Source organism: Marinomonas sp. PE14-40 (assembly GCF_051623805.1).
Classification (GTDB): Bacteria; Pseudomonadota; Gammaproteobacteria; order Pseudomonadales; family Marinomonadaceae; genus Marinomonas.
Window position 1 is genome coordinate 3,289,310 of the sequence record NZ_CP130700.1, and the last position, 25,616, is coordinate 3,314,925.

Consider the following 25,616-nt stretch of genomic DNA (forward strand, 5'->3'; position numbering starts at 1 on the left):
TTAGGGGCTGTTACCTATACAAAAAAACCGGCCTAAGCCGGTCTTTTTTGTATAAAGAATTGAAAATTATTTAATTTTCGCTTCTTTGTACATTACATGCTTACGAACAACAGGATCGAATTTTTTAAACTCCAATTTGTCAGGAGTATTTCGCTTGTTTTTATCCGTAGTGTAAAAATGGCCAGTACCAGCAGATGATACCATGCGAATTAGATCGCGAGCGCCTTTAGATGCCATGGTTCAGCTCCTTATACTTTTTCGCCGTTAGCACGAAGATCAGTAAGAACTGCTTCAATGCCTTTTTTATCGATAATACGTATACCTTTAGAAGACACACGTAGGCGTACAAAGCGATTTTCGCCTTCTACCCAAAAACGGTGCCAGTGAAGGTTTGGCAAAAAACGACGCTTAGTGCGACGCTTTGAGTGAGAAACGTTGTTACCCGTAACTGGGCGTTTCCCTGTAACTTGACATACGCGAGACATAATATAATACCTTATATTGCTATCCAGAATTGTTGGAAGTGTGCTTCACTCCCTCAGGCGGAGCATGACTTGAAATAAGCCAAAAATATCCCGTACCGAGGAATAGCGGCGCGAATTCTCCCATAACCCTTAGTGCTTCGCAATTATTTTGTTAAAAAATGATCAATAAAACAGCAAAAGAGTGCTCATACATGACCTCTTTCCGCTAAAGAAATAGGCTTACCATCTCCAATCACAAAATGATCAAGCAGATTAATATCCATTAAACCCAAAGCTTGTTGCAGCTTTTGTGTGATATAGATATCAGCTTGGCTGGGCTCTGAAACACCAGACGGGTGGTTGTGGGCAACTATGCAAGCCGCCGCATTATACGCCAGCGCCATCTTAACGACTTCTCTTGGATAAACCGCCGCCGCATCTATGGTGCCATAAAAAAGTTCTTGGTAATGAATTAGCCTGTGCTGGCTATCTAGGAACATAACTGCAAAAATTTCTCGACTTGCTAGCCTTAACTTGGCTTTTAAGAAAAGTTGTACGCTATCAACACAAGTAAAGACGTCATCTTTTTCTAAGGTTTCATTAAGATAACGTTTACTCATCTCCACTACTGCTTGGAGTTGCGAAAACGTTGCTTCGCCTAACCCTAAACAGGCACAGAACTCTGATTTAGACGCCGAAATTAATGCCTGTAAACTACCAAAATGAGCTATTACTCGCCGTGCCAGCTCAACCGCATCAATCCCTTGCGTACCGGTACGCAGAAAAATCGCCAATAGCTCAGCATCAGATAAGGCCTGCGCGCCTTGCTTTATCAGTTTTTCCCTCGGCCTTTGTGCCTCTGGCCATTGCTTGATACCCATGAAGTCCTCCTTGATCCATGTTAATCTTGCTAATTTGAGAACCTATGCCAACTTCCTTGGTCTCAACTACTCACTTATAGTCTACAAACGAATTGAGAAGCATAGTTTTATGTCTGCACTTGCGAACAAAAAGATATTATTGGGTATTACTGGCGGTATTGCAGCCTACAAAAGCATTGAATTAGTAAGATTACTAAAAAAAGCAGGTGCAGATGTTCAGGTAGTACTCACAGAAGGCGCCAAGGCCTTTGTTACTCCAATGACATTACAAGCGGTTTCTGGCTTACCTGTTCGCACCAGTTTATTGGATGTGGATGCTGAAGCTGGCATGGGCCACATTGAATTAGCTAAATGGGCAGACCTTATCCTTATCGCGCCCGCTTCTGCTGACTTTATTGCTCGCCAAACCCAAGGTATGGCAAATGACCTATTAAGTACTCTTTGTCTTGCCACCACGGCAGACATTTGGCTTGCTCCTGCGATGAATCAAGCCATGTGGTCTCACCCTGCAACACAAGACAATATCAAGCTTTTACTTCAAAGAGGCATCAAACTCATTGGCCCTGATTCTGGCGATCAAGCCTGTGGCGATGTGGGTTACGGCCGTATGAGTGAACCCGCAGCTATTTTTAATGCCATTGAGCAAAGCCAAAAAGAGGCTCAACCTTTACTAGGACAACACTGGTTAATTACCGCTGGCCCTACCATGGAAGCCATAGACCCTGTGCGTTTCATCAGTAATCACAGTTCAGGCAAAATGGGCTATGCCTTAGCAAATGTTGCCCAATCCCTTGGCGCAAAAGTCTCTTTGGTGAGTGGACCTGTCGCTGTTAAAGCGTCTACAGAGGTTGAGCTTCATCCGGTAAAATCCGCGTTAGACATGCTTGATAAGTGCAGAGAAATTGCCGCAGACAATCAGCCTGATGTTTTTATTGGTGCCGCTGCTGTAGCAGATTTCAGATTAAAAGACGTTGCTTCGCAAAAAATGAAGAAGCAGGCAGGCTCAGATGAAATGCAGCTCACCTTAGTCAAGAATCCTGATATCATTGCTACCATGGTATCTGAGCAACAGGCTAAATTCGTTGTTGGCTTTGCCGCTGAAACCCAAAACCTATTGGCCTATGCAAAAGACAAACTCACACGCAAAGGCTTAGATCTTATTATTGCTAATGACGTATCTCGCTCTGACATAGGCTTTAACCAAGATCAAAATCAGGTCACAGTGGTAGGCAAAGATCAAACATGGACACCAGAGCAAGCGGCCAAAACTGAACTAGCGAAATATCTAGTCACTCTGATCCAGAGCCAGTACCAAGCACATTAATCCCATTCATTTAGGCATAGACATAAAGATCATGAAACAAGCGATTCAACTTAAAATTGTTAACGACAAAATTGGCACTGACATCCCTCTTCCTAGTTATGCAACAGAAGGGTCTGCTGGTCTAGACTTACGAGCTTGCCTAGACGAGGCTATCACCTTAAAGCCAGGTGATACCAAATTAATCCCTACTGGTCTGTCCATTTACATCCAAGATCCAGGTCTTGCAGCGACTATTTTGCCACGCTCAGGCTTAGGTCATAAGCACGGAATAGTACTAGGTAATCTTGTAGGTCTAATTGATTCTGATTATCAGGGTGAGTTAATGGTTTCTTGCTGGAACCGAGGTCAAACAGAGTTTACGGTAGAAGCAGGTGAGCGTATTGCTCAGCTAGTTTTACTCCCTGTTGTCCAAGCAGAATTCGATATTGTTACCGAATTTGAAAGCAGTGACCGTGGTACGGGCGGCTTTGGTTCAACCGGTACTAAATAACAATTAGTTACACATAGCGATCAAAAAGTTAGATTTCATTTTGATCGCTCCCCTCTTCCCTCCAAATTATTAACCTCTAGATACAAAAGCAAACGCGCTTAGACCAAAGTTTCGGTAGTTTATAGATAAATATCACGTTATTATTCTATAAGTATTCGCTTACGTGCTTAGCCCCAAAATCTAGCACTTAGCCTTACTGACATCTTTATAGCATTCTTTAAAAACATAATAATTATACGATTCTCTACCGAGTCCATGACTTTGTACGAGCTTAACTTTAGGAGCCCTACCTTCATGCCTTTAACGCGTGATTCTGCATTAGAAATTGCCAGCGTACTGAGCGAATCTTTACCTTACATACAACGTTTCTCCGGCAAAACCTTGGTTATCAAATATGGCGGTAACGCAATGACAGATCTAGCGCTTCAAGCTGGATTTGCGCGAGATATCGTTTTAATGAAACTGATTGGTATCAATCCGATTGTTGTTCATGGTGGTGGCCCTCAAATCGGCAAGCTTTTGCAAGAGCTCAACATCGAATCTAAATTTATCAACGGCATGCGTGTCACAGATACACGTACTATGGACGTAGTTGAGATGGTTTTAGGCGGTCAGGTCAATAAAGGTATCGTTAATTTAATTAATAATGCTGGCGGTAAAGCAATTGGCTTAACAGGTAAGGACAGCGGCTTTATTCAGGCGAAGAAATTGTTTGTTAAAACACAAACAAGCCCGGGTGCAGCACCAGAGATCGTTGATATTGGCCATGTAGGTGAAGTGGACTCTATCGATACTAGCGTTCTTAAAATGCTAGAAAACAGTGACTTTATCCCAGTCATTGCACCTATCGGTGTTGATGCTGAAGGTAACTCCTACAATATCAATGCAGATTTAGTTGCAGGCAAAGTAGCGGAAGCAGTGAATGCTGAAAAGCTCATGCTACTGACCAACATTTCAGGTGTTCAAGATAAAGATGGCAATGTATTAACTGGCTTAAGTACCGCTCAAGTTGATGCATTGATCGCTGACGGCACCATTTATGGCGGCATGTTACCAAAAATCAGTTGTGCACTTTCTGCAGTTAACGCAGGTGTAACCAGTGCCCACATTGTTGATGGTCGTGTCCCTCATTCTACCTTGTTAGAAATCTTTACTGATGAAGGGGTTGGTACCTTAATTACCAACAAATCATTAAATTAGGCTATTAGATATTAGGTTTGTGCAAGGGACAGCTCGCCTAAAGCACTATTTTGATATTGGAAAAAATTATGAGTAATAAGAAGATTGACCGTCGCACTCAGATACTTCAAGCATTGGCTCAAATGCTTGAAAGCAGCCCTGGTGCACGGATCACTACAGCAGCATTAGCAAAGCAAGTCGGCGTATCAGAAGCCGCTTTGTATAGGCACTTTCCAAGTAAAGCAAAAATGTTCGAAGGCTTGATTGAGTTTATTGAAGACAGCTTATTTTCGCGGATTAATCGTATTATTCAGGAAGAAAACGATGTACAAAATAAGGTGCAATTGATCTTACAATTAACCTTAGGCTTTGCAGATCAAAACCCAGGTATGTGTCGTTTACTAACAGGTGACGCCCTTGCAGGCGAAACTGAACGTTTACGTAAGCGCATTAGCCAATTGTTTGAGCGTATTGAGACTCAAATAAAGCAAATTCTACGTGAAGCTGAGCTTAAGCAAGGTTTACGCACTAGTATTAGTGTCGCAGCGAGCGCCAATATATTGGTTGCAACAGCAGAAGGTAAGATTCGCCAGTATGTACGAAGCGAGTTTAAAAACAAAGCAAGTGCACATTGGCCGGAACAATGGAAATTATTGTCCCAAAACTTAATAGTTAGCTGTTAATAGCAGAGAATTAAAATACAATAGGACGTAGAGAAAACTACGTCCTTATAGGCAGTAAATGCTTATTATGGCTTATTAGATACCGTATTTATCACGATATGCTTTTACCGCGTCAAGATGCTGAGAGAATGCCTCAGACTCTTGTTCTGCTAAATAAGTCATAATGTCATTAAGAGAGACGATACTGATAACAGGCATAGCAAAGTCACGTTCGACTTCTTGAATAGCAGACAATTCACCTTGTCCACGTTCTTGTCGATCTAGAGCAATCAGCACACCTGCAGGTGATGCGTTTGCTTCAGAGATGATAGCCATCACTTCACGAATGGCAGTGCCTGCAGTAATAACATCATCAATAATCATGATGCGGCCTTTAAGCTCCGCACCAACAAGACTACCACCTTCACCGTGTGCTTTTTTCTCTTTACGGTTGAATACATAGGGGGTATCTACATTATGATGATCATAAAGGGCAACAGCTGTAGTTGTTGCCAAAGGAATACCCTTATAAGCTGGTCCGAACAAAACATCGTAAGGCACATTCGCTTCAACCAAAGCGGCAGCATAAAAGCGACCTAATTTGGCAAGCGCTTGACCTGAGTTAAACAGTCCAGCATTAAAGAAATATGGACTCACTCGACCAGATTTAAGGGTAAATTCACCAAATTTCAGTACTCCCTGAGAAATGGCGAATTCAATAAATTCTTTTTGGTAAGGTTTCATACCTGGCTCCAAAATTGCATTAATAAACGAAAAGTGTGCTTCTAGAAGGCTCGCGAACAAAGCCTCAATTAAGATAGGCGCTAATATAACACATGGCATTGAATTGTAGGGACCAGAAATGAAGGTCATAAGCCTTAATGTAAACGGTATCAGACAAGCAGCAGACCGCGGCTTTTTTGATTGGATGATAAAACAAGACGCAGATGTAGTGTGTCTACAAGATATTCAGGCAGAAGAAGCCAGCTTAAACGATAACGTCTTTTTTCCAGCAGGGTATAACACTTACTTTTTTGATTCATTGAATGACCCTGATACAGCTGGCGTGGCTATTTATTGTAAAACAATGCCAAAAGCTATCATGACAGGCATAGGCTTTAGTGAATGTAATTTTGAAGGTCGATTCATTCAGGCAGATTTTGATAAAGTCAGCATCGCATCTTTCCTAGCCCCTCATGGTTCCAATCATGAGCAAGAGCTACAAGATCATAAGTATGCTTTTATGGAAGGTTTCAAGAACCACTTAATCAAAACCCGACGTAAGCGCAGAGAGTTTATTTTTTGTGGAACGGCGAATGTTGCTCGCTCTCCTATTGATGTCAGCAGCTGGTTTGTAAATCAGCGCAACTCAGGCTTTTTACCTGAAGAACGTCAATGGATAAACGAGATATTTAATGAGCATGAATACATAGACGCTTATCGCCAGATCAACAAGCAAGACAAGCAATATACTTGGTGGCCAGATTATGAACGTGCTTGGAAGCTAGATGAAGGCGGTCGTTTGGATTACCAAATTACCACACCTGGCTTAAAACAGGTGATACGCTCAGGTAGCGTATATAAGGATCAGCGCTTTGCAGACCATGCACCACTTATCATGGAATATGATATCGATTAATAAAAAAGGGCATTTAAAATGCCCTTTTTTTTGATCTTAATAAAATGAATAGGTCAGTGCTTTTCCCATTTTACTTTTAATTTAAGCTGATGAATCGAACCTGACGTTAGAGTGTAGGTATTCGATAGGGCATTAGCACTTTCTACACAAACAAAATTTAAGTACTCATCATCTTGTAAATCTACTCTTTCTTTTGCCCTTTTTGCGCCGGGATTCCAAACTACGGTACTCGCTGCACCTTCTTGGCTTATGGAAAGAGTACGAGCAAACACAGGGTCGATTAATAAAGTCGTGTCAGGTGTATCTAGATACACCCTATCCAATTCGGTACAAGGCTGAATTGACCCTGACTGAACGGACTCTAAGCCTTCAAACTTATCTTGGTAGTGACAAGTCTCTAAGCCTTTCACTTCGGCTTGCTCGCTATTGCCTACATTAAAGTAGGTATGTAACGCTTCAGAAATCTGCACATCATTATCCGATAAGTTCGCGGCAGAAAAATTAACTTCAAAGCCATCGCCTAATCGAAATACTAGTCTTAATTCAAATGCATCCACCCACATATCTTCAATCAAAGGGTGCTGTTCTGATGCCAGCTTTAACTGAATTTTCACATCACCATTTTTAAAGTGCCCGGCTTCGGCTAGCTGCCAACGAAAATAACGGGCAAGGCCATGGGCAGGGAGCTCCTTATTAGTGTCATGTGCACCAAACCAAGGCCAACATACAGGTACACCCATATGGATTCTAGAAAAGCGCGAGTCACGCGTGACTTGGGTTGATTGGAACAATAGGTCTTCTTCACCTTCTGGTGTGAAGCTAACCAAGTGGCCACCCCAAAGTGCAATACGAGCACTAAAGCCTGGCTGTTCTATTAAAATTTCATCACAACCGCGAAGACTCGTTGGGGTTAGCATTCCCCCTACCATTTCAAGGTCTTCCATCAATTGCTTGTCCATTTAACTCTCCTCAATTAGCCGAAACAGCATCTTAGCGATAAGATCACTAAATTAATATAAGACCATTTGAGGTTTACTTAGGTTTAATTCACTAGTCTTGATATAGATACATATCAAACTGTCACACCCAACAAATAAACAGGATCTTAAAATACAAAATATAAGGGTTACGCCTGCATAAAAAAAGCCCTGAAATAATCAGGGCTTTTTAAAGATCATTTTTTGTATTTTATACCGCACCTTCGGAGCAATTCCCACCCTTAGTTTGTGCGGCAAAGAGCGCTTTATCCGCTCGACCTAACCATTCTTCAGCAGAAGTATCAGTATCACGAGTTTGTGCAACCCCAAAACTCATGGTTAATTTAATATCCCCTTTTGAGGTACCAAACTTGGTTGAAGCAACACGTTTTGCTAAACCTTGGCTGTATTGTTCGGCTTTAACCTGAGTCACATTGGTTAACAGGATCGCAAACATACCACTAGTAAAACGGCTGACAAAATCCCCTGTACGAACAGATTCACCCAGTAATTCTGCCACTTTTTCAAAGACTTCATCGCCCACACTATAACCATGCTCTAGGTGGAATTGTCTTAACTCATCTACTTCCATCAAAATAAGGGAATGATTGGTACTGGTATCCGCTTGAAAAGCCGTAAAGTTTGTTGCTAATACTTGCTCAAGGCTGCTTCTGTTTTTAAGACCTGTCACCATGTCGTTACGTTTAACATAGTCTAATTTCACATTCACACTGGAAAGAGAAACCTTACTGGTGGCAATATCAGACACATCATAAATAACCATACATAAATGCTTAATAGAGCCATCTACATGGGAGATAGGTCTCAAAGTCACATTCTGGTACATCTTATCGGCCAAACTGGTAATTGGACGGTAGGAGGTAAATGGGAAAAGATGAGGCATCTGTTCCCAAGAAATATAGAAAGGCGTCTTAAGAGATTTAACATTATTAAGCTTATTCTTTAGCCATTCAGCAGGGATATTTTCAAACATTGAAAATAGCTGCTTTCCTTTCGCGCTTGATGAGGTAATGCCCGAATGGTTTTCCATAAAGCCATTCCACAACTCAACTTCAAAGTCTGTATTCAGTACCACTAACCCAACATCGATTGTCTGAATCATATCAAACAGCCAATGTAGTTCTAACATTTCATCTACTGCACTCGACATTATTCGTCCTCCGATAAGTAAGAGAGTAGATTCTCAAGTGTGGCCACTGAGTCTTCTGTAAACAATAAGATCAAATCACAGCTCACTTGATAGTTTTCAACCTCATAGGTAATTTCTACTGCTAGGGTTTGTTTCCAGGCCGCTTTTTTCGCATTAATTAGGTGATCATTCTTAACATGTTGCCCTAATACAACAGGGTGGCTATCACTAAAATCAATATTTAACTGGCGGGCTAAAGCCAAAATAAAAGGTCCAACTAGCGCGGAAGACACATCCATCAATAACTCTACTTCAGAGTTCTTATCTAGTTCTTCTTGGTAACCCAACAGCTTAGCCATATCAGGAAAACTTGAATCAGAGAAAACCAGTAAAGCTTCGAGTGCAATACCCGTCGCCACAAATCCTTGTGAGACTGCTGAATAACGGTTGCTTTCACCGTTATAGCCTAATGCCATTTGCAGTTCGCTTACCTCTAACATATTCACATTAGGCACAGGCAATTTAACAAATACCCCTAACATGTCAGCAAGTACACTTGCCGCGCGCCCCATAGCAACGTTTGAAACTTCTTGAAGGCAATCATTTAATGAGAAGTCTATACCCTCATCTTCCATGATCAAATGAGGGTCATCATTTGATTCATCACCCATTAAACCATGTTGTTCAAGAGCGGCGCGTATTATGTCTTTTGTGGCTGGCTTTTTAAGGAAATCAATTGCACCTAATGACTGAACTCTCTCAAGCGCTTGGGCTTGAACATCACCGGAAACAACAATCACCTTGGTTGTCATTTGAGCCTGTTGCATTCTTTCTAAGGTTTGATAACCATCAAGTACAGGCATGTTTAAGTCTAAAAACATTAAACTTATGTCTTCACTTTCCAGAATATCTAACGCTTGCTCACCATGTTCAGCAAACAAAATTGTGACCGTCCAATCTGCCGGCAACAACTTTGACAGCTGTTTTCTCGCTACACTGGAATCATCACAGATAAGAACTTTGGCACTCATGAAATCTCACTTTAGGTATAAAACTATTAGGCTTAAACCATTAACTTATGAATATTTAAACTATATATTGATATGCTTATTTTGCACGTATATTAGAATTTAATTTAAACTTTAACGGTTACTAGCGGCAATAAACAGTAATGGAAAGTACACTAGGTTATCATTTGTAACCATCATCTAGCAGGTAAGGATAATTTAATAATTTACTTAGCGAACTCTATTATCCTTAATGGCCGCTATTATGCTTATTTCCTGTTCAAAAACTAGTCAAACTTATCCAATAAGGCTAATTATTTACAATAAAATGTCAAAAAAACTCAGAGTATCGAAATTAAAGCTTCTGATAACTTCCTATCATGATAGTTATGCGCTTTTTCATCCGCAATATCCGCTCTTATTATAGTCACCCCTAAGGCTTCTATTTCATTTAAACCATTATAAGAGAGCTTTTCGTCAAGTAATAAAAAGTCCAAAGCGCCTAATGAATTCTGCTCACTTTCTCCCTTATGTACAAAGCGAATAATAGTTTCTACTTGCTGTAACAAGGTTAATCCAAATTGCTCTGGATCGTTTCCTAAATTAGGAATATAAATTTTAGGGTTAGGATTCGCTAAAATAGCCTCAGCCACACCTTCTGGTACTAGATTAATTAAAACACTACTGTAAAAACTACCCGGCGGATAACAAATTAAATCGGCTTCTTTGATCATTTTATGCCGGTCAGAGCCTAATTTCACTGCAGCGGGTTTTGAACTTATTAGACTTTGCGTTAAATAGATTTCTTTTACAGCAGAAGAAATAGCACCACATTCTTTGCCTGTCATTTTATGTTGGCCCACCAAGGTCTCACCATTATCTAGTAAGGTCACCATATGATGAGATGTATCTGTAATGGTTTTCACCTCACCTAGCACCTTAACCAAGCGAGAAAAAAGAAAAATTATCGGATCTATCTTTTGCTCGTTGTTTAAATACCCACCCGCAATGATGAGATTACCAATACTGGCACCCCTTAAGTCAAAGTCCTGACTGATACTGGCATTCGTAATAGAAAGCTGGGTCTGAATTAACTCTTTTAGAGGTGAGGTAATTTTAATCATGAAAGGATGTTCACCAGACTCTAATCGCAGTAACTCTTGCCTTAAGGTCTGATTGTCCTGATCTGGGTTTAAGCGATAATGAAACAAATCATATACATCAGGCTGCCCTAAGACAGTTTCATCCGCTAGGGCCATGAGACGGCTTCGAATATCGCCTACCGCTGGCATATTAAATTCATCACGTAACTTGGCAGAGCTACCACCAGAATCAAACGGCGTGACTAAATGAATAGAATTATGGGTATAGCTTTTTAGAGCTCGGCTGATTTTATTTAATGCAGAGCCGCCACTAAAAAATAATATACGAGGTCCTAACTCTGGCATTTTTTGAGAGCGACCGATACGAATCGGATCTGGAATTTGCAATTTCCGCCAAATACTTGGCATAAAGACTAACCTTCTAATTCCAACGGTGTACTTTGATCTATCAATTGATTACGGCCATTTCGTTTAGCCATATACAATCTTTGATCGGCTAATTCAAAACAACTTCTTGGGTGAGTCACTAACGATTCACCTTTGATTGCAACTCCGATACTAATGGTCACTCGCTTAAACTCAGACGTTTTATGCAGAATATTTAAATCGTAAACCTGGTTAATAATGCGCTGACCAATATCACTTACTTCTTCATCGTTACGATCAAACAGCACCAGCAAGAACTCCTCACCACCATAACGCAAGGCAACATCCTTGTGTTGACAGAAACTCGCAATCGTTTGCGCAACAGCTCTTAACGCATCATCACCACTTTGGTGCCCATAACTGTCATTATAAGCTTTAAAGTTATCAATATCGCACACCAACATAGCAAAGGATTCATCTTGCGACTGCTGTTCTAACAACTCCAAAGTAGAGGCATAGATTTTACGATTATAAAGGCCTGTTAAAGCATCTTTTTGAGACTCTTTTTCCACCAAAGAAATAGTCTCTTTAAACTCTTTTGCTGCATTTTCCCTATCAGTTACGTCCACTAAACTGACAAGGCTAGACTCCTTACCTTCCCATAAAATGGTCACAGAAGAGACATCAAACCACCTCTGCCAAGCTTCACTGTAAAAACTTTTTAAAATAATTGAGCTAGTATGTCGGATTAGTCCATTTCGGGTGATTGCTTTTGATATTTCAGCAGGGAGTTCACCCACATTACGCATTTCTGTGCGATCAAATAAACGCGGAAAAGACTGATTGTGATAAACAATTTGCTCGTCTTGAACAATCGCTATTCGTAATTTTGAAAACTTAATTACATTGGCTAACTGCTCACTTGCCTGCTGCAGTTGATTACGCTGACTGTCTATCGTAGTAAGGTAATTACTGAGTTGATAAGCAATATCACCTATCTCATTTTTTAAATCAAAATTTTGTAGATCATGCTTAGTCAAATTCCCCGAACGAATCAAATTACTCAACATAATAAGGCGTGAGAACAAAATGTCTTTTAAATAAAGTAAGGACAAAACAAATAGAATCAAACCAAAGGCGATGATGACAAAATAATTAAAACGGGCCTGATCTATAGTAGATATCAACTCATTTGCTCGGGCTTTGACCTCCTGACTTTTTTGATCAAAAAGGCGCAAACTATCTTCTGTCATACCGTCTAATAAGATTTGATTCTGAGTGGTGATACTAGAGAGATCCTTGCGCTTTTCTTCTCTTACTTTAAGTTGATAAAAAAGACCGACATCACCCATTATTTGCTGCAATAACGCTTGATCATCTTCATCCAACAAGTGTTTAGATGTTTTATGTTGAGCAATAATTCTTTTAATTTTTCGTTCAGAAGCAGAGATCTCAAATAATTTAGTACTAGATAATAAAAGCGAAATCTCTTTTGAGATAGGTATCCAAATTTGGCGGTGCAGTAAATTCCCTCGTTCCATGCTGTCCAAAGCATTGGACAAAATATGCTTTATGTTTTGCGATACTTGTTTACTTTTAATGATGTGCTGACTTTGTATATGTGCAGTCGCCTCTAGGCTATTTGTTAGCTTGGTTAAAATCGCTAACAAGTGCTCAGTCGGGGTATTCACATCCAGCCTCTCTAGCTGTTGTTCAATCCCTTTTAAAAGGTAGTTAATTTCATCCGAAACAATACGCAACTCAGCTTGAGAATTTGCCTCGGTCATTTGCGTCATCAAGCCAGATAAAAAAGCGACTTGTGTTTGCATTAATGAAGCAGCCTCCATGATAGGCAACTGCTCTTGGGTATTATGTACTATGGTATTTTCAAAGGTTTGCATCCTATCCATTGAAATCCAATTCATCATTCCGATACAAGCAAACAAAAGCACAAAACCAACTAACATTTTGAATTTTAGAGAATGGAAAAAATGTTTTGGTAATGATTCAAACTTCATTAGAACTCCTGTGCTAACCCTACTCAGGTGTTAAATCTTCTAAGCGCCCATCAAGCGCCACATTCACTTCTTTATGACGCTCTATATAGTCAGATACTATTGTCCATAACAGACGAGTCTCTTTTAAAGTATAGGACTCAGTCTTCTCTTTAAACATCTCATATTCATCTCCACCCCTTAATAAATAGCCAGATAAAGATAGTGTGTAATTACGCTCTTCGAGTGGTTTTCCAGCTACATTGATTTCTAGTACCCGATCAAAAGGCGAACGAGACAAGTCATAACTCACATTAAAACCAGAAATTTGTAGGAAGCGCCCTGACATGACATCAACCTTACTTAAGGAGTTTTCCATCATGGCGTGAATTTCATCAGCATTCACTTCAATGGTATGAATATGGTCCCCAAAAGGCAGTTCACGGTTAATATGAGAGCGTTTTAATGTTTTACCAATGGGATACTCTTGGTAACCTCGAATGCTTCCGCTATTTATCACAGCCAGTTCAGTCTTTGCGTAATCTCGCATGCTATCTGCAAATAAGTTACCTATTGCCGCTTCTTTAGTGCGAATGTTGGCACGCAGTGAATTAAGTGGCGTGGTCAGAACGGCTAACTCATATTCTAAAATAATATTCAGTCTATCTATATACCGTTGAACAGTTTGATAAACAGATTTACTTTCCTGTTTATCACGATAGCTTTCAATACGAGCATTTAACTGAGCATTTTTACTCTTGAACTCGATAATAGCCAAATCGCCATCGTGACCACCGCTAAATACTTTTATCGGCGTAGAATCATTATCAATATAATCCTTCCCTTCTTTGGCTACCAATACTAAATCAAGAGGTTTATATGCACTTTCATCTATTTTTTTAATCACATCATTTTCAGTAATTAAAATGACCTTATCCGCACCCTCTGCTCTTAAATTTCTGTTAAGTCTATTAATTGTCTGAACAACATTTAATACTGAAACTTCACCTTGTAAATACGTTTGGTTAATAGAGTCGTCTAAAATCGTAATAAAACCAAAGTTAATATTATCTGCGGTTAAGATGTAACTTGGAAAGGTACCTTCCACCGTATCATTGGTACGCTTATCCAATAGGTTTGACAACACCATAGGGAAGTTGGCTTCACTTGATCTTAATGTCAGCTGATCAAGACCATTGGCAAACTCTCTTTGATTGACGGCAAATAAATCCACTTGCATATGATTCAGTACATCTATCATATGTGCCCCAGAATCATAATTAGAGAGCGCATTGGGGAATAAGCTATCACCACCATGAATGAAAAGAACTTCTCCACTACTGTCTTGCTCCAGCTCATCCACAAAGCCAGCCAAGCGACTCAAATTTGGTTTTTCAGATGGGATTAATATATCAGGCAAGTTAGAACTGAATACCAAGCTTGCCGCCAAACTCTGCGACGATAGAGATATACTTGATAGAATAAGCGAGACTGTAAATAAAACACGCGCTTTCATGACATTGACCTTACATTGATTCAGGCTCTAAGTATTTATCAAAAAGCCTGATCTAACTATGCTTATTTTGTAACATTTAAGGTGATTTAGTAAGTTCTTTGCGTATTTTCAGGCTAGTTCCCTATCAATTAGCCCTCAACCTAATGACTGCGCTAATCGGTAAATACTCAATTAAGCTGAATTTCCCAATGAGGTGAGTGCATTTAATAACACCCTAAAACGACAAAAGCAGCACTCTATTAGAGCACTGCTTTTGCATCGCGAATGAAAGCTTACTTCACTTTAAAAGTACGCTTACGCACTTTCTCAAGACGCTTCAAAATGGCATCCAATCGCTCAGGTTTAACCATGAATTCTTGGAAACCTTTCATCCCTTCCTTCGCCATACTTGGTGCAGTATCTCTGTCATAAAACTGAGCTGTACCAGCCGAATTTGATAACATATTTACACCTTTATTAAGGAAGTAGTTATCAACAGCTTTTGCATCTTTGTGCGGAGGAATCTGTAATAAGGCAGCGTTAACCAAGGTTTGATTGTCAGCACGAGCCATAAATTTCAAGAACTTACGTGCGTCTTCTTTGTTTTTCGCCTTGCTAGGAATGTGTACTGTATCCATCGGCGCGTCTTCAGCCATAGGAACACTTGGATCGATTTGTGGGAATTGGAAGAATCCCATTTTACCATCCAACTCTTTCGGGAAATTAGGCGTAATGAAGTTACCAATTAAGTACATAGCAGCGTTGCCATTATACATAAATGGTTGAGCTTCTTGCCAAGAGTATGACGCATGGTTTTCTAAGAAATAGCCTGGCTCAACAAGCTGCTTCCAGTTCTCGAAAGTGTTACGTACACGCTCATCTGTGTATGGAATTTTGCCATCCATTAGATCGATGTGGAACTGCAAACCATTAGTTCGCAAATTCAAGTAGTCAAACCAACCAGCGGCAGTCCAAAGATACTTAGTGCCGATCGCAATTGGCGCAATTTTATCTGCTTTCAATGCCGCAGAGACAGCTAAAAACTCATCCCAAGTTTTTGGCTCACTTAGACCGCGCGCTTCAAAGATATCCTTACGATAGTAAACGCCCCATTGGTAATAAGTATATGGAATGCCCCACTGCTTATCATCAATTGTCATAGCTGCTTCTGCTGTACTCATGCTTGAGTGCAGATCTTCGCTGTCCCAAATATCACTTACATCTTCAAACATGCCACGTTCAACAAACGTCTTCATACGGTTACCCGCATACCAGAAAACTAGATCTGGTGGCGATGTTGCTAACCAGTTTCGTATTGCCGTTTTATAACCTTCTTTGTCGTATAAGTTGTACTTAATCTCGACATCCGGATTTTCAGCGGTAAATTTTTCAACGATTTCAGCAAAAGCTTTTTTAGGCGCTGGATCAGCTTGGTCTGAGTTAATCACAAGCGTGCCAGCTTGTACCGACCAAGCGGCAGCAGCCATAGCTGTACCAGCAATTAAAGACTTAATGGTTTTCATGTTGAGTAGATCCTCACTATTATTTTTATAAAACGGAACACAGTTTCAGTATTAAGCAATTTTTTACTTTCGTCAATAAATGAAACCTAGTTTCAGTTTATTTTTTGTACATTTCTAAGATTTCAACCAGATACTGACACCAGCTGGTGCAATCTGAGCTTGGCCAATCAAACAAGTTGCAGCTGGAGGCGTATAGTTCGCTGAATTTTGTCCGTAGTTAAAAACAAATATCAGCTTACCTCTATGGCGAACCCTGACACCTTTAGGCAGATAAAAGCTTGGAATGTCAGCAAGCAAAGCAAGCTTTTCAAAACAGGCCTTTAACAGAGGCTTATCTAAGCAAGCAGCAAGATAAAAACGCTTATTCTCACCCACTAGAACTGGCTTACCTTGTTCATCTTCTAAATAAACCGCTAACTCAGTATTTATCTGCTCTCGCCAATGCTTTAGCTTGCCTTCTCCCCAAGCACCATTAACCAAAGGCTGAGTATGCTCTGGTAAGGCATCAACACGCTCAACTTGAAGCGGCATTAATGCTTGCAGCTTACCTGGTGCTAATTCTTCAGGGATCTGATAATCAGAGGTTTTACTACCAGAGCGCGGCCCAACCAGTAAGACACCTTCAAATTTATCTAGCGCTTGCTGAAGGGTATCGTCAATCACGACTTGCGCTGGCAATACCAACATTTTATAAGCACTTAGATCACTCTTAGGCGAGATGATATCGATACTTAACCCAAGCTCTCTTAAGGATTCATAAACCCGGTAACACCAGAACAAGTAGCGATATGCCTGAGACTGCGGCTGTATATCCAATGCCCAACAGGCATCGTAATCAAACATCAGTGCGACACTACCAGCACTCGGTAAAGCTTCTAGCTCATCCTTATCTAGGCCCAATTGCTGGCTTAACTGGTTCACTTCATCAGACACTTGTTGTGCTTCGAAAGCGGCTTCGGCCTTGCTAGCATCAGGCCTTAACAAACCTGAGTGCATTTGCTCTTGAGCAAACGGCGCTTGGCGCCAACGGAAATAAGAAACTAATTCAGCCCCATGGGAAAAGGCTTCCCAAGTCCAAAGCCTTACCGCGCCATCGGCAGGTGTTGGGTTATGTGGCGCCCAGTTAACCGGGCCCGGTTGTTGCTCCATAATCCACAAGCGCCCTTTACCACAGCCACGATATAAGTCATGATGGAAAGCACCAAAATCAGGATGACCTGTGCGTAAATAAGTTTGTTTTTCTTCATCTTGATAAATCGCTTCTTGATCAAGAAAGCCAAGAGGGTAAGTGTCCCAACTTGCGACATCTAGATCTTGTCCCACCTTGTGATGGTCAAAAGCGGTAAAGAAACCCATATAGTTATGCACTAGATCTCGCCCTGGAGAATACTCGCGCAAGATATCTGCTTGGAGCTTGTTATAGGCAACAACCTGATCTGAACAGCAGCGGTGAAAGTCGAGTCGATGGGCAGGGTTAGCCTCGGTAACCGTCAGGTTAGGCAGCTCTATTTCGTCAAAGCTTGCATACTCCATACTCCAAAAAACATTACCCCAAGCCTGATTGAGGGCTTCAATATTAGAATACTTCTCTGTTAACCAAACTTTAAAGGCCGCAAGATCCACTTCCGCATAACTTAAAATAGTATCGTGACAACCGTATTCATTGTCCGTTTGCCAAGCGACTATCGCCTCATGCGCACCATAACGCTTAGCCATATCCGTCACAATTCGACGACATTCTTGGCGGTAATCAAGGCTAGCAAAACTATAATGACGACGAGAACCAAAGCCTCTTATTTGGCCAGCTTCATCTCGGGCCAGCATACTAGGATGCTTATCCACCAGCCACTTAGGCGGTGTGGCTGTTGGTGTCCCTAAAATCACTTTAAGCCCGGCATTCGCCAAGACTTCCAAGGCATCATCTAACCAACCCCAAGTATATTCACCTTCAACCCCTTCAAGGCGACTCCAGCTAAATTCACCTATACGCACATACTCAATACCTATCTCAGCCATAGCGTTAACATCAGCCTGCCAACGAGATTTAGGCCAATGCTCAGGGTAATAACAAACACCTAACTTCATACTTTATGCTCCAGCAAACGCTTGGCTCGGTGCGCCACTTACGTTTATGCCTAAGGTTTTAAACAAATTAATCGCAATGACTTGTCCTGCAAAGGGTTTATCTGCAGGGTTGATCTCGCCTACACTGGCTGAAGTGACAAATAAAATATCACCCTTCTCTCCACCAAAGGCACAACTTGTTGGGCATTTAAAAGGGAGGTCAATAACATGCTTCGTCACCCCTTCTGGGGTATAGCACACTACTTTTCCTGCGCCCCACATGGCATTCCACAGATTGCCATCATTATCTAAACAAGATCCATCAGGACCAAAGCCTTCTGGTGTTTTGACAAAAGCAGCGTCACTTCTTACATCTCGAAAGTTAGACCAAGGGAAAGCATGTATTTCCCCTTTCATTGAGTCAGCAAAATAGAAGCGATCGCGAGAATAGTCCCAAGCGAGGGTGTTTGAGATACCGATATCATCTAATAAACAGGTCTTTTGACCCGTTTGATCAACCTGCCAAAGACGACCCGTTGTTAAGTTCTCATCATCATCCATAGAGCCAACATAAAGCACACCATCCTGATCACATTTGGCATCATTAAGACGATTATTAGGCCTATCTTCATCAAGCTTGCAGAGATATTCTAAGGCTTCTGTTTCAGGATCAAAGTAAGCAACGCCGTCTGCTAGACAAAGTAATAAACGGTAACTTTGAGTGGTGAATACCGCTGAGACTTTTTTATCGAAGCGCCAGCTTTTTCTTAGTCCGCTTGCTTGATGCCAACACCAAACTTCTTGTCCTGGAATATCGACCCAATACAAAGCATTGCTTCTATCACACCAAAAAGGCCCTTCGGATAATTGGTGCTGTTTAATGCTTACAGAGGTCATGGATAACATTAGCGTGCAGCCTCTGAAATAGCCTTCCAACCAGCCACAAAAGCTTGAGCATTCTTAGCGGTTGTTTCTACACTTTGTCCTGCTTTATAGAGCGCTGAACCCAAACCGAATCCCTGAGCCCCCGCATCAATGTATGAACTCATATTGTCAGGTGTTACACCGCCTACAGGACAAATACGAACGCTTCTAGGAACAACCGCGCATAAGGCAGAAATCACTTTGGGTGAAGTCATCGCTTCTGCTGGGAAAAGCTTGATCGCATCGGCACCAGCGTCCATGGCAGCAAAGGCTTCGCTAGCGGTAAAGAAACCTGGGAAAGCATATAATCCTGCCGCTTTAGCTGCGCGAATAAGTTCAACGTCCGTATGAGGACAAACCATCAGACCCGCTCCTATTTCGACAAGTTGCTCAACTTGATCCTTACGCATCACAGTACCAGCACCAATCAAAGCTTTATCGCCATATTTTTGTTGTAGCATTTCAATACTTTTAAAAGGTTCAGGAGAGTTAAGGGGGACTTCTAAAATACTAAAACCGGCGTCAATCAAAGCTTCAGCATGATCCAATACCTCTTCGGGTTTAATCCCTCTAAGAATAGCAACCATAGGTAATTGGGCCATTAATGTTGAAAAGTCTTTCATTGATTACACTCCCCTAAATTTCGTTCTTGATTAAAAGTCTGAAAGCAGCCTTGGTTTTGCTCTGCTAATCGTTTGAGACCGCGAATACTGGCTTCTCCCGCCTCAATAAAAAGATGCTCTATTGCCATGGATTCCAGAGCAATGGCATACCTGTCACACAGTCCACGACTGCCAATGAGATGCACTTTTCCAGCCTTTTGAGCTGTTTCAGTTTGATCCGGAATCGCCTTTAGCATATCCATCACATCATGACCTATGACCACACCAGACAAGTAATCTCGCACTTGATCAGGGCTAAGCTCATTACTGATGTAATTACTGCGCACACTAAAGAGGTGATGTAACAATCCACCTTGTTGCTGACTGGTCGCTAAACCTAATTTAAAAGCTTCAACGTCTAAGGTTTCTGAGCTAGGTAAGCCTCTCACTAAACTAGAGTCACGGTTGATATTGGCGAATAACTCACCTGAAAAAGTGGTAGAAAATTGCTTAATTTGGCCTTGCTCGATACGTACCCACTTACAGTGAGTACCCGGCATACAGCACAAGACATCTTCGTCTGATTGCTGGCTTTGCAACCAATCAAGCACACCTAATAATTGGGTTTCTTCACCACGCATTATGTCATTGCAACCACTGACACCACGCCCTTGTAAGCCCGGCACGATGGCCACAGGACAATCCAGACCAGTCTCTAACCAATGTAGTTTTTCACCCAAGGTCTCTAGGCTAAGTGGACAGGTTTGATAGTCGACTTCTTGCCAACCTGTGCGACTGCCTACCATGCCTGCCATTAGAATAGGCAATCCCTGGGTTAACCAGTCACCGACTAAATTAGTCAGTACGGTTTCAAACTGACCAGGTACAACATTTAAAATGCCCTTATTACTTTCCCTTTGATCAAGCGAGTTACCCTCTTGATCAAGCAAATAAGCTCGCAAATTTGACGTTCCCCAATCAACTGCAATGCAGAGATAATCCTGCACTCGCGCTGATTCCTGAGACGCTTTACTCATAAACGGCCACCATCTACCACCAGGCTTTGTCCAGTAATCATTCGGCTATCGTCTGCTGCCAAGAAGAGGACTAGATCCGCCACATCTTCAGGTTGAATCTTTTCCTGTAATGCTTGTTGCTGCATTAACTCAACTTCTGCCTCTGGCGTCAGCCAAAGGGCTTTTTGTTTCTCTGTCATGACCCAACCAGGCAGTACAGTATTTACTCGTACCTTAGTTGGTCCAAGCTCTCGTGCTAGCGCTTTTGTTAAACCACTTATGCCCGCTTTTGCTGTGACATAACCTGGATAACCGCTTAGACCCAACATCCAAGAGTTAGAACTCATATTAATAATGCTGCCACCACCGGCTTCTGCCATAAGTGGTGCCACCTTTTGTGCCGCAAAGAAGTGATGCTTTAGATTCACCGCCATACATTGATCAAATTCGTCCGAACTTAGCTCTGCTAGTGTGTGTCTATGATCATTAGCCGCATTATTGACTAAAGCACGAATTGCCCCCCAAACCTCAAGTCTTGCTTGGATTTTGTCTTTCAGCATCTCAATATCAGTGAGGTCCACCAACTCAAAATGAGCTCGCATACCATGTGAATTGAGGCTTTGGGCTAATTGATTACCCGCTTCTTCATCAATATCAAAAAAACTCACTGCACAGCCTTGTTGTGCCAAGGCTTTCACTAAGGCTTCCCCTATTCCCGACGCACCTCCTGTCACTAAGACATGGCGCCCATCCAAACTAGGGTAGTTGGTTAAATTTTCAATTTGTGCCTGGGACATTAATGAGACTCCCTTTTAACAACAGAACCACTTTTGCCCACCAAGAAATCAAGATCGGCACCTTGATCTGCCTGTAGGACATGGTCGATGTAAAGTTTGGCGTAACCCCTATGATATTCACTTTCTTCTGGTTGCCATTTGGCTTTACGGGCTTGCATTTCTTCATCTGAGATATGCAAATGTAGACTGCGACCCGCCACATCTAAGGAGATCTCGTCACCGTTCTCAACTAAGGCTAAAGGGCCGCCAATAGTCGATTCCGGTGCAACATGTAACACCACGGTACCAAATGCCGTACCACTCATACGAGCATCACTGATACGTACCATATCGGTAATGCCTTGCTCTAATAGTTTGCTTGGTAACGCCATGTTGCCCACTTCAGGCATCCCTGGATAACCCTTAGGGCCACAACCTTTAAGCACCATGATAGAATCCGCATCTATGTCTAACTCAGGGTCATCAACGCGGGCTTTGTAGTCTTCAATGTTTTCAAACACCACAGCTTTACCCTTGTGCTGTAACAAAGCAGGTGTCGCAGCACTGGGCTTAATAATGGCACCCAATGGGGACAAGTTACCGCGTAACACAGCAATACCTGCCTTATCTCTCAACGGGTTATCTAAGGTTCTAATCACATCATCATTAAAGCACTCAGCACCTTGCATGGATTCACCTAAGCTCACACCTGTGACACTCTTAGTATCCATATCAAAGAGGTGACGCATTCGTTCAATTAAAGCAGGGAAGCCACCAGCATAATGGAAGTCTTCCATGAGATATTTACCCGATGGCATTAGGTCAACAAGACAAGGAATTTCAGCCCCAATTCTGTCCCAATCATCTAGGCTTAAGTCCACACCAACACGGCCAGCAATAGCCAATAAATGCATCACAGCATTGGTTGAACCACCCACAGCAGCATTGGCTCGGATCGCATTTTCAAACGCAGACTTGGTTAGAATATCAGACGGTTTTAGATCTTCTTTTACCATTTCAACAATACGTCTACCGGTAAGGTGAGAAAGCGCTTGGCGTCTTGCATCTACGGCAGGCAAGGTACCGTTTTCTGGTAAAGACATGCCCAAGGCTTCAACCAAGCAAGACATAGTTGAGGCTGTCCCCATCGTCATACAAGTACCGCGAGAACGAGACATACCAGACTCAGCACGCATGAACTCGTCAAGGCTCATATGTCCACCACGCACTGCTTCACTGAATTTCCAAACATCGGTACCAGAGCCAATATCTTGGCCACGATACTTACCATTTAGCATAGGACCAGAAGACACTATGATGGTGGGTAAGTCGACCGAGCAGGCACCCATCAGTTGTGCAGGGGTTGTCTTGTCACAACCACCTAATAACACCACACCATCAATACCGTAAGCTCGCATGGACTCTTCCACATCCATGCTCATCAAGTTACGGAATAACATGGCGGTTGGTTTCATCTGGGTTTCACCCAAAGACATCACAGGGAACTCAAGTGGCACACCACCGGCTTCCCATACACCACGTTTTACATATTCAGCCAGCTCTCGCAAATGAGCATTGCATGGAGTGAGCTCACTCCAAGAATTACAGATACCAATAATCGGTCTGCCATCGAAGCTATGATCAGGTAAACCTTGGTTCTTCATCCAACTACGGTGAATAAAGCCATCTTTATCTAACTTGCCATACCATTGCTGACTTCTTAATGGCTTACCTGTGCTAGGTTTCTCATCATCAAGGTTAACCAGATTTAACTCTTCTGGTGTGGATGGCTTCTTGTTATCAGTCATTTGATCTTTCCTCGTGAATACTTAAAGCAGCATGTTCAGCATGCTTCTATTGCCAGCAATAGCAGAGATTCTGGGTCTAAAATGGGTAATTGCAGGCCTAGCTTGGTTAAGCTGGCACCATTGAGAATGAGGTCTTGCCCCCACCAAGCAGGCATAGCTTTCATTAAATGATTAGGAATAGGGCTGTGCTCTAGCACCTTGATCCTATAATTTTGGGTAGGAACTAAATTAGGCAACTTCAGCGGTAAAGGTTGCGCTTGTTTTGGCATAGTCATTTGGCAATAAACCAGCACACCTTGAGTCGCTGCATAATTCACTGCCCAATTCGCTTGAGCGCAGCCATCAGCACTTGGTAAGCGCCAATTGTTGCCCTTATGAAGCAAGTCACGATTCGACTTATAATGGTTTATCCAACTGGTAATATTCGCCTTTTGCTCTGGGTTGGCTTCTAACAAATTCCATTCGATACCTAGATGCCCAAGCATGGCGGTGCCTGCTCTAAAATTAACATCATGAATACGACTGGTTGTGTGGCTCTTATCAGGGCCAATATGAGATCCCATCACTTCCGGTGGGAAGAAATAGCTAAAACCACGCTGGATAGATTGCCTTTCTAAAGCATCATTACAATCTGATGCCCAAAAACGCTTACAGTAAGCCAAGATACCAAAATCTACTCGTGCACCACCAGATGAACACGATTCAAACTCTACCGATGGAAACGCTTCATTTAGCTCCCCAAATAATCGATATAGTGCCTGCACTTGTGCATGAGCTTTAGGCGCAAGATCTGTTCCTGCTTGGCTGTAATCACGGTTCATATCCCACTTAACATAGGCAATATTATGATCGCCAAGTAGGCTGAAAAGTCTTTCACGAATATATTGGTAAGCCTCGGGATTGGCGAGATCCAGAACCATTTGATAGCGGCCCATGACATTAGCGTAGTCACTTAATTGCAGGGCCCAGTCTGGATGTGCTCGATATAGGTCTGAATCTGGGTTCAGCATTTCTGGCTCAAACCAAAGACCAAATTCCATACCAAGCTTGTTCACATGCTCAATAAGAGGCGTTAACCCTTGCGGGTATTTCACTTCATCTACATACCAATCACCTAGGGCAGCTCTTTCGCCATTACGGCCTTTAAACCAACCATCGTCTAGAATATAGCGCTCTACCCCAACCTCAGCCGCGGCATCAGCCAACGCTTTTAGCTGTGTCATATCATGATCAAAGTAGAAAGCTTCCCAAGTATTAAGGTGAACAGGCCTTGGGGTTTCAAGCTTTAGAATGCTACGAGCATGTTGATGGAAAGCCTGACTCATTTGATTCAAACCAGCATCACTGTTACAGACCAAAAGATCTGGCGTCGAGATAGACTCGCCTTTTTTAAGCTTAATTTCACCCGCTAGATAGAGAGCTTCTGCCTGCACATATCTATGACCTTCTAAGGTGTAATCTGCTTTTAATCTGTGATTACCACTTATGGCAAGGTGCAAACCATATAGGTCTCCTGAAAGCTCAGAGAAAAACTCATCTCCGACAATCAGTGAAGGGAAGTTTGCGTGAGAATTACGCCCTGCACGGTTTTCCTGTACCCAAGTATCAAACCATGGAGAAATCTGTTGCTGAAATTCCTGACACCAGCGCCCATAAAAGCTCATACGTTTGGTAAAGTGAGCCGGAATCGGCATGGTTAACGCCAGACGTTGAACGTCCAGCTCACCTTCACCTAAGTTAGTCACTCTAAGGCTTTGCTTAAACATACCTTCTTGAGTTAAGCCTAAACTTAGGCAAACACTTAATTCAGCGATATTGTCAGACAAGAAGACTTGATAGCCAGCATCACGGCTCAATACCCTATCTAAAGACCAACGTGGTGCCCACGTCGGTCTGTCATTCGCAGCAATCTCCATAGCAGGAGAACCTTGCCACCCCTTGCCCGCTTCTGGCAATAAAGACAAAGGCGCAGGTTCATCTAACATAGCCTGTGGAATACTAGTTTGTTGGCTCAACCTTAGTGCAACAAGATCAGTCTCTAGCGGCAAGCTAGTCGAGAAATATAGCAACTCAGGTGCACCCACCTTAGGGCAATAAAGCACTAAGGTTTTATCCGCTACATCTTGTCTAAGAAAATCAGACGGCAAATTTGTTTGTGTATTTGTCATAGCA

At 42.0% G+C, this 25,616-nt stretch carries 23 protein-coding genes; 5 read left to right on the forward strand and 18 right to left on the reverse strand.

Translation table 11 applies throughout. From position 1 onward, the window contains the following. Positions 1-66 precede the first annotated feature (66 nt). The 3 genes from rpmG to radC all read right to left on the reverse strand — a co-directional run bounded on the left by rpmG (position 67) and on the right by radC (position 1,345). Entirely contained in the window at positions 67-237 is a 171-nt protein-coding gene (gene rpmG / locus Q0A08_RS15235; RefSeq protein ID WP_009834226.1) for a 50S ribosomal protein L33, read from the reverse strand. A gap of 11 nt (positions 238-248) precedes the next feature. Continuing rightward, a complete protein-coding gene (rpmB, locus tag Q0A08_RS15240) occupies positions 249-485 on the reverse strand; it encodes a 50S ribosomal protein L28 (protein ID WP_009834227.1) in 237 nt (78 codons plus the stop codon). A gap of 185 nt (positions 486-670) precedes the next feature. Continuing rightward, entirely contained in the window at positions 671-1,345 is a 675-nt protein-coding gene (gene radC, locus Q0A08_RS15245) for a RadC family protein (protein WP_438462370.1), read from the reverse strand. A gap of 109 nt (positions 1,346-1,454) precedes the next feature. On the opposite strand from radC, the gene coaBC reads away from it, so the two are divergent. The 4 genes from coaBC (at position 1,455) to slmA (ending at position 5,021) form a co-directional block, all read left to right on the forward strand. Next, on the forward strand, positions 1,455-2,669 hold the full coding sequence (gene coaBC, locus Q0A08_RS15250; RefSeq protein WP_438462371.1) for a bifunctional phosphopantothenoylcysteine decarboxylase/phosphopantothenate--cysteine ligase CoaBC: 1,215 nt from the start codon (positions 1,455-1,457) through the stop codon (positions 2,667-2,669). 31 nt (positions 2,670-2,700) lie between these two features. Beyond that, positions 2,701-3,159 carry a dUTP diphosphatase gene (dut, locus tag Q0A08_RS15255; RefSeq protein WP_438462372.1) on the forward strand — a complete coding sequence of 153 codons (459 nt, stop codon included), beginning with the start codon at positions 2,701-2,703 and terminating at the stop codon, positions 3,157-3,159. Positions 3,160-3,453: 294 nt separating this feature from the next. Further along, complete coding sequence (gene argB / locus Q0A08_RS15260) at positions 3,454-4,359, forward strand: acetylglutamate kinase (protein WP_438462373.1); 906 nt, start codon at positions 3,454-3,456, stop codon at positions 4,357-4,359. A 68-nt stretch (positions 4,360-4,427) separates the two neighbouring features. After that, the gene (gene slmA / locus Q0A08_RS15265; protein ID WP_438462374.1) at positions 4,428-5,021 is read left to right on the forward strand and encodes a nucleoid occlusion factor SlmA; all 594 of its coding nucleotides are present in this window, start codon (positions 4,428-4,430) and stop codon (positions 5,019-5,021) included. Positions 5,022-5,096: 75 nt separating this feature from the next. On the opposite strand, the gene pyrE is transcribed toward slmA, so the two are convergent. Then, positions 5,097-5,744, reverse strand: coding sequence for an orotate phosphoribosyltransferase (gene pyrE, locus Q0A08_RS15270; RefSeq protein WP_438462375.1), 648 nt, complete (start codon positions 5,742-5,744; stop codon positions 5,097-5,099). Positions 5,745-5,862: 118 nt separating this feature from the next. Between pyrE and Q0A08_RS15275 the strand changes: the two genes are divergently transcribed. After that, positions 5,863-6,639 (forward strand): exodeoxyribonuclease III, encoded by a 777-nt coding sequence (locus Q0A08_RS15275; RefSeq protein ID WP_438462376.1) that lies wholly within the window; start codon positions 5,863-5,865, stop codon positions 6,637-6,639. A 53-nt stretch (positions 6,640-6,692) separates the two neighbouring features. On the opposite strand, the gene Q0A08_RS15280 is transcribed toward Q0A08_RS15275, so the two are convergent. The 14 genes from Q0A08_RS15280 to Q0A08_RS15345 form a co-directional block, all read right to left on the reverse strand. Beyond that, positions 6,693-7,598: a D-hexose-6-phosphate mutarotase gene (locus Q0A08_RS15280; RefSeq protein ID WP_438462377.1), complete on the reverse strand. Its 906-nt coding sequence runs from the start codon at positions 7,596-7,598 to the stop codon at positions 6,693-6,695. A gap of 229 nt (positions 7,599-7,827) precedes the next feature. Then, the gene (locus Q0A08_RS15285) at positions 7,828-8,787 is read right to left on the reverse strand and encodes a diguanylate cyclase domain-containing protein (protein ID WP_438462378.1); all 960 of its coding nucleotides are present in this window, start codon (positions 8,785-8,787) and stop codon (positions 7,828-7,830) included. After that, complete coding sequence (locus Q0A08_RS15290) at positions 8,787-9,797, reverse strand: response regulator (RefSeq protein ID WP_438462379.1); 1,011 nt, start codon at positions 9,795-9,797, stop codon at positions 8,787-8,789. Before Q0A08_RS15290 ends, Q0A08_RS15285 begins: the two co-directional genes overlap by 1 nt. Before the next feature lie 317 nt (positions 9,798-10,114). Further along, complete coding sequence (locus tag Q0A08_RS15295; RefSeq protein WP_438462380.1) at positions 10,115-11,284, reverse strand: GAK system CofD-like protein; 1,170 nt, start codon at positions 11,282-11,284, stop codon at positions 10,115-10,117. A gap of 5 nt (positions 11,285-11,289) precedes the next feature. Next, positions 11,290-13,260 carry a diguanylate cyclase gene (locus Q0A08_RS15300; protein WP_438462381.1) on the reverse strand — a complete coding sequence of 657 codons (1,971 nt, stop codon included), beginning with the start codon at positions 13,258-13,260 and terminating at the stop codon, positions 11,290-11,292. Between the two features lie 19 nt (positions 13,261-13,279). Next, on the reverse strand, positions 13,280-14,752 hold the full coding sequence (locus Q0A08_RS15305; RefSeq protein ID WP_438462382.1) for a bifunctional metallophosphatase/5'-nucleotidase: 1,473 nt from the start codon (positions 14,750-14,752) through the stop codon (positions 13,280-13,282). Positions 14,753-15,024: 272 nt separating this feature from the next. Beyond that, positions 15,025-16,254, reverse strand: a complete 1,230-nt coding sequence (locus Q0A08_RS15310; protein ID WP_438462383.1) for an ABC transporter substrate-binding protein — start codon at positions 16,252-16,254, stop codon at positions 15,025-15,027. A gap of 114 nt (positions 16,255-16,368) precedes the next feature. Next, complete coding sequence (locus tag Q0A08_RS15315) at positions 16,369-18,339, reverse strand: beta-galactosidase (protein ID WP_438462384.1); 1,971 nt, start codon at positions 18,337-18,339, stop codon at positions 16,369-16,371. A gap of 3 nt (positions 18,340-18,342) precedes the next feature. Beyond that, positions 18,343-19,224 carry an SMP-30/gluconolactonase/LRE family protein gene (locus Q0A08_RS15320; protein WP_438462385.1) on the reverse strand — a complete coding sequence of 294 codons (882 nt, stop codon included), beginning with the start codon at positions 19,222-19,224 and terminating at the stop codon, positions 18,343-18,345. Next, the gene (locus tag Q0A08_RS15325; RefSeq protein ID WP_438462386.1) at positions 19,224-19,865 is read right to left on the reverse strand and encodes a 2-dehydro-3-deoxy-6-phosphogalactonate aldolase; all 642 of its coding nucleotides are present in this window, start codon (positions 19,863-19,865) and stop codon (positions 19,224-19,226) included. Before Q0A08_RS15325 ends, Q0A08_RS15320 begins: the two co-directional genes overlap by 1 nt. Next, a complete protein-coding gene (locus tag Q0A08_RS15330; protein WP_438462387.1) occupies positions 19,862-20,881 on the reverse strand; it encodes a 2-dehydro-3-deoxygalactonokinase in 1,020 nt (339 codons plus the stop codon). The genes Q0A08_RS15325 and Q0A08_RS15330 overlap by 4 nt, the downstream gene beginning before the upstream one ends. Next, a complete protein-coding gene (locus Q0A08_RS15335) occupies positions 20,878-21,657 on the reverse strand; it encodes an SDR family NAD(P)-dependent oxidoreductase (protein ID WP_438462388.1) in 780 nt (259 codons plus the stop codon). The genes Q0A08_RS15330 and Q0A08_RS15335 overlap by 4 nt, the downstream gene beginning before the upstream one ends. Further along, positions 21,657-23,444 (reverse strand): IlvD/Edd family dehydratase, encoded by a 1,788-nt coding sequence (locus tag Q0A08_RS15340; RefSeq protein WP_438462389.1) that lies wholly within the window; start codon positions 23,442-23,444, stop codon positions 21,657-21,659. The genes Q0A08_RS15335 and Q0A08_RS15340 overlap by 1 nt, the downstream gene beginning before the upstream one ends. A 35-nt stretch (positions 23,445-23,479) precedes the next feature. Then, a complete protein-coding gene (locus Q0A08_RS15345) occupies positions 23,480-25,612 on the reverse strand; it encodes an alpha-galactosidase (RefSeq protein WP_438462390.1) in 2,133 nt (710 codons plus the stop codon). Positions 25,613-25,616 lie beyond the last annotated feature (4 nt).

Coding starts and splice junctions, on each gene's coding strand:
- rpmG (WP_009834226.1), bottom strand. CDS start 237: ATGGCATCTAAAGGCGCTCGCGATCTAATTCGCATGGTATCATCTGCT.
- rpmB (WP_009834227.1), bottom strand. CDS start 485: ATGTCTCGCGTATGTCAAGTTACAGGGAAACGCCCAGTTACGGGTAAC.
- radC (WP_438462370.1), bottom strand. CDS start 1,345: ATGGGTATCAAGCAATGGCCAGAGGCACAAAGGCCGAGGGAAAAACTG.
- coaBC (WP_438462371.1), top strand. CDS start 1,455: ATGTCTGCACTTGCGAACAAAAAGATATTATTGGGTATTACTGGCGGT.
- dut (WP_438462372.1), top strand. CDS start 2,701: ATGAAACAAGCGATTCAACTTAAAATTGTTAACGACAAAATTGGCACT.
- argB (WP_438462373.1), top strand. CDS start 3,454: ATGCCTTTAACGCGTGATTCTGCATTAGAAATTGCCAGCGTACTGAGC.
- slmA (WP_438462374.1), top strand. CDS start 4,428: ATGAGTAATAAGAAGATTGACCGTCGCACTCAGATACTTCAAGCATTG.
- pyrE (WP_438462375.1), bottom strand. CDS start 5,744: ATGAAACCTTACCAAAAAGAATTTATTGAATTCGCCATTTCTCAGGGA.
- Q0A08_RS15275 (WP_438462376.1), top strand. CDS start 5,863: ATGAAGGTCATAAGCCTTAATGTAAACGGTATCAGACAAGCAGCAGAC.
- Q0A08_RS15280 (WP_438462377.1), bottom strand. CDS start 7,598: ATGGACAAGCAATTGATGGAAGACCTTGAAATGGTAGGGGGAATGCTA.
- Q0A08_RS15285 (WP_438462378.1), bottom strand. CDS start 8,787: ATGTCGAGTGCAGTAGATGAAATGTTAGAACTACATTGGCTGTTTGAT.
- Q0A08_RS15290 (WP_438462379.1), bottom strand. CDS start 9,797: ATGAGTGCCAAAGTTCTTATCTGTGATGATTCCAGTGTAGCGAGAAAA.
- Q0A08_RS15295 (WP_438462380.1), bottom strand. CDS start 11,284: ATGCCAAGTATTTGGCGGAAATTGCAAATTCCAGATCCGATTCGTATC.
- Q0A08_RS15300 (WP_438462381.1), bottom strand. CDS start 13,260: ATGAAGTTTGAATCATTACCAAAACATTTTTTCCATTCTCTAAAATTC.
- Q0A08_RS15305 (WP_438462382.1), bottom strand. CDS start 14,752: ATGAAAGCGCGTGTTTTATTTACAGTCTCGCTTATTCTATCAAGTATA.
- Q0A08_RS15310 (WP_438462383.1), bottom strand. CDS start 16,254: ATGAAAACCATTAAGTCTTTAATTGCTGGTACAGCTATGGCTGCTGCC.
- Q0A08_RS15315 (WP_438462384.1), bottom strand. CDS start 18,339: ATGAAGTTAGGTGTTTGTTATTACCCTGAGCATTGGCCTAAATCTCGT.
- Q0A08_RS15320 (WP_438462385.1), bottom strand. CDS start 19,224: ATGTTATCCATGACCTCTGTAAGCATTAAACAGCACCAATTATCCGAA.
- Q0A08_RS15325 (WP_438462386.1), bottom strand. CDS start 19,865: ATGAAAGACTTTTCAACATTAATGGCCCAATTACCTATGGTTGCTATT.
- Q0A08_RS15330 (WP_438462387.1), bottom strand. CDS start 20,881: ATGAGTAAAGCGTCTCAGGAATCAGCGCGAGTGCAGGATTATCTCTGC.
- Q0A08_RS15335 (WP_438462388.1), bottom strand. CDS start 21,657: ATGTCCCAGGCACAAATTGAAAATTTAACCAACTACCCTAGTTTGGAT.
- Q0A08_RS15340 (WP_438462389.1), bottom strand. CDS start 23,444: ATGACTGATAACAAGAAGCCATCCACACCAGAAGAGTTAAATCTGGTT.
- Q0A08_RS15345 (WP_438462390.1), bottom strand. CDS start 25,612: ATGACAAATACACAAACAAATTTGCCGTCTGATTTTCTTAGACAAGAT.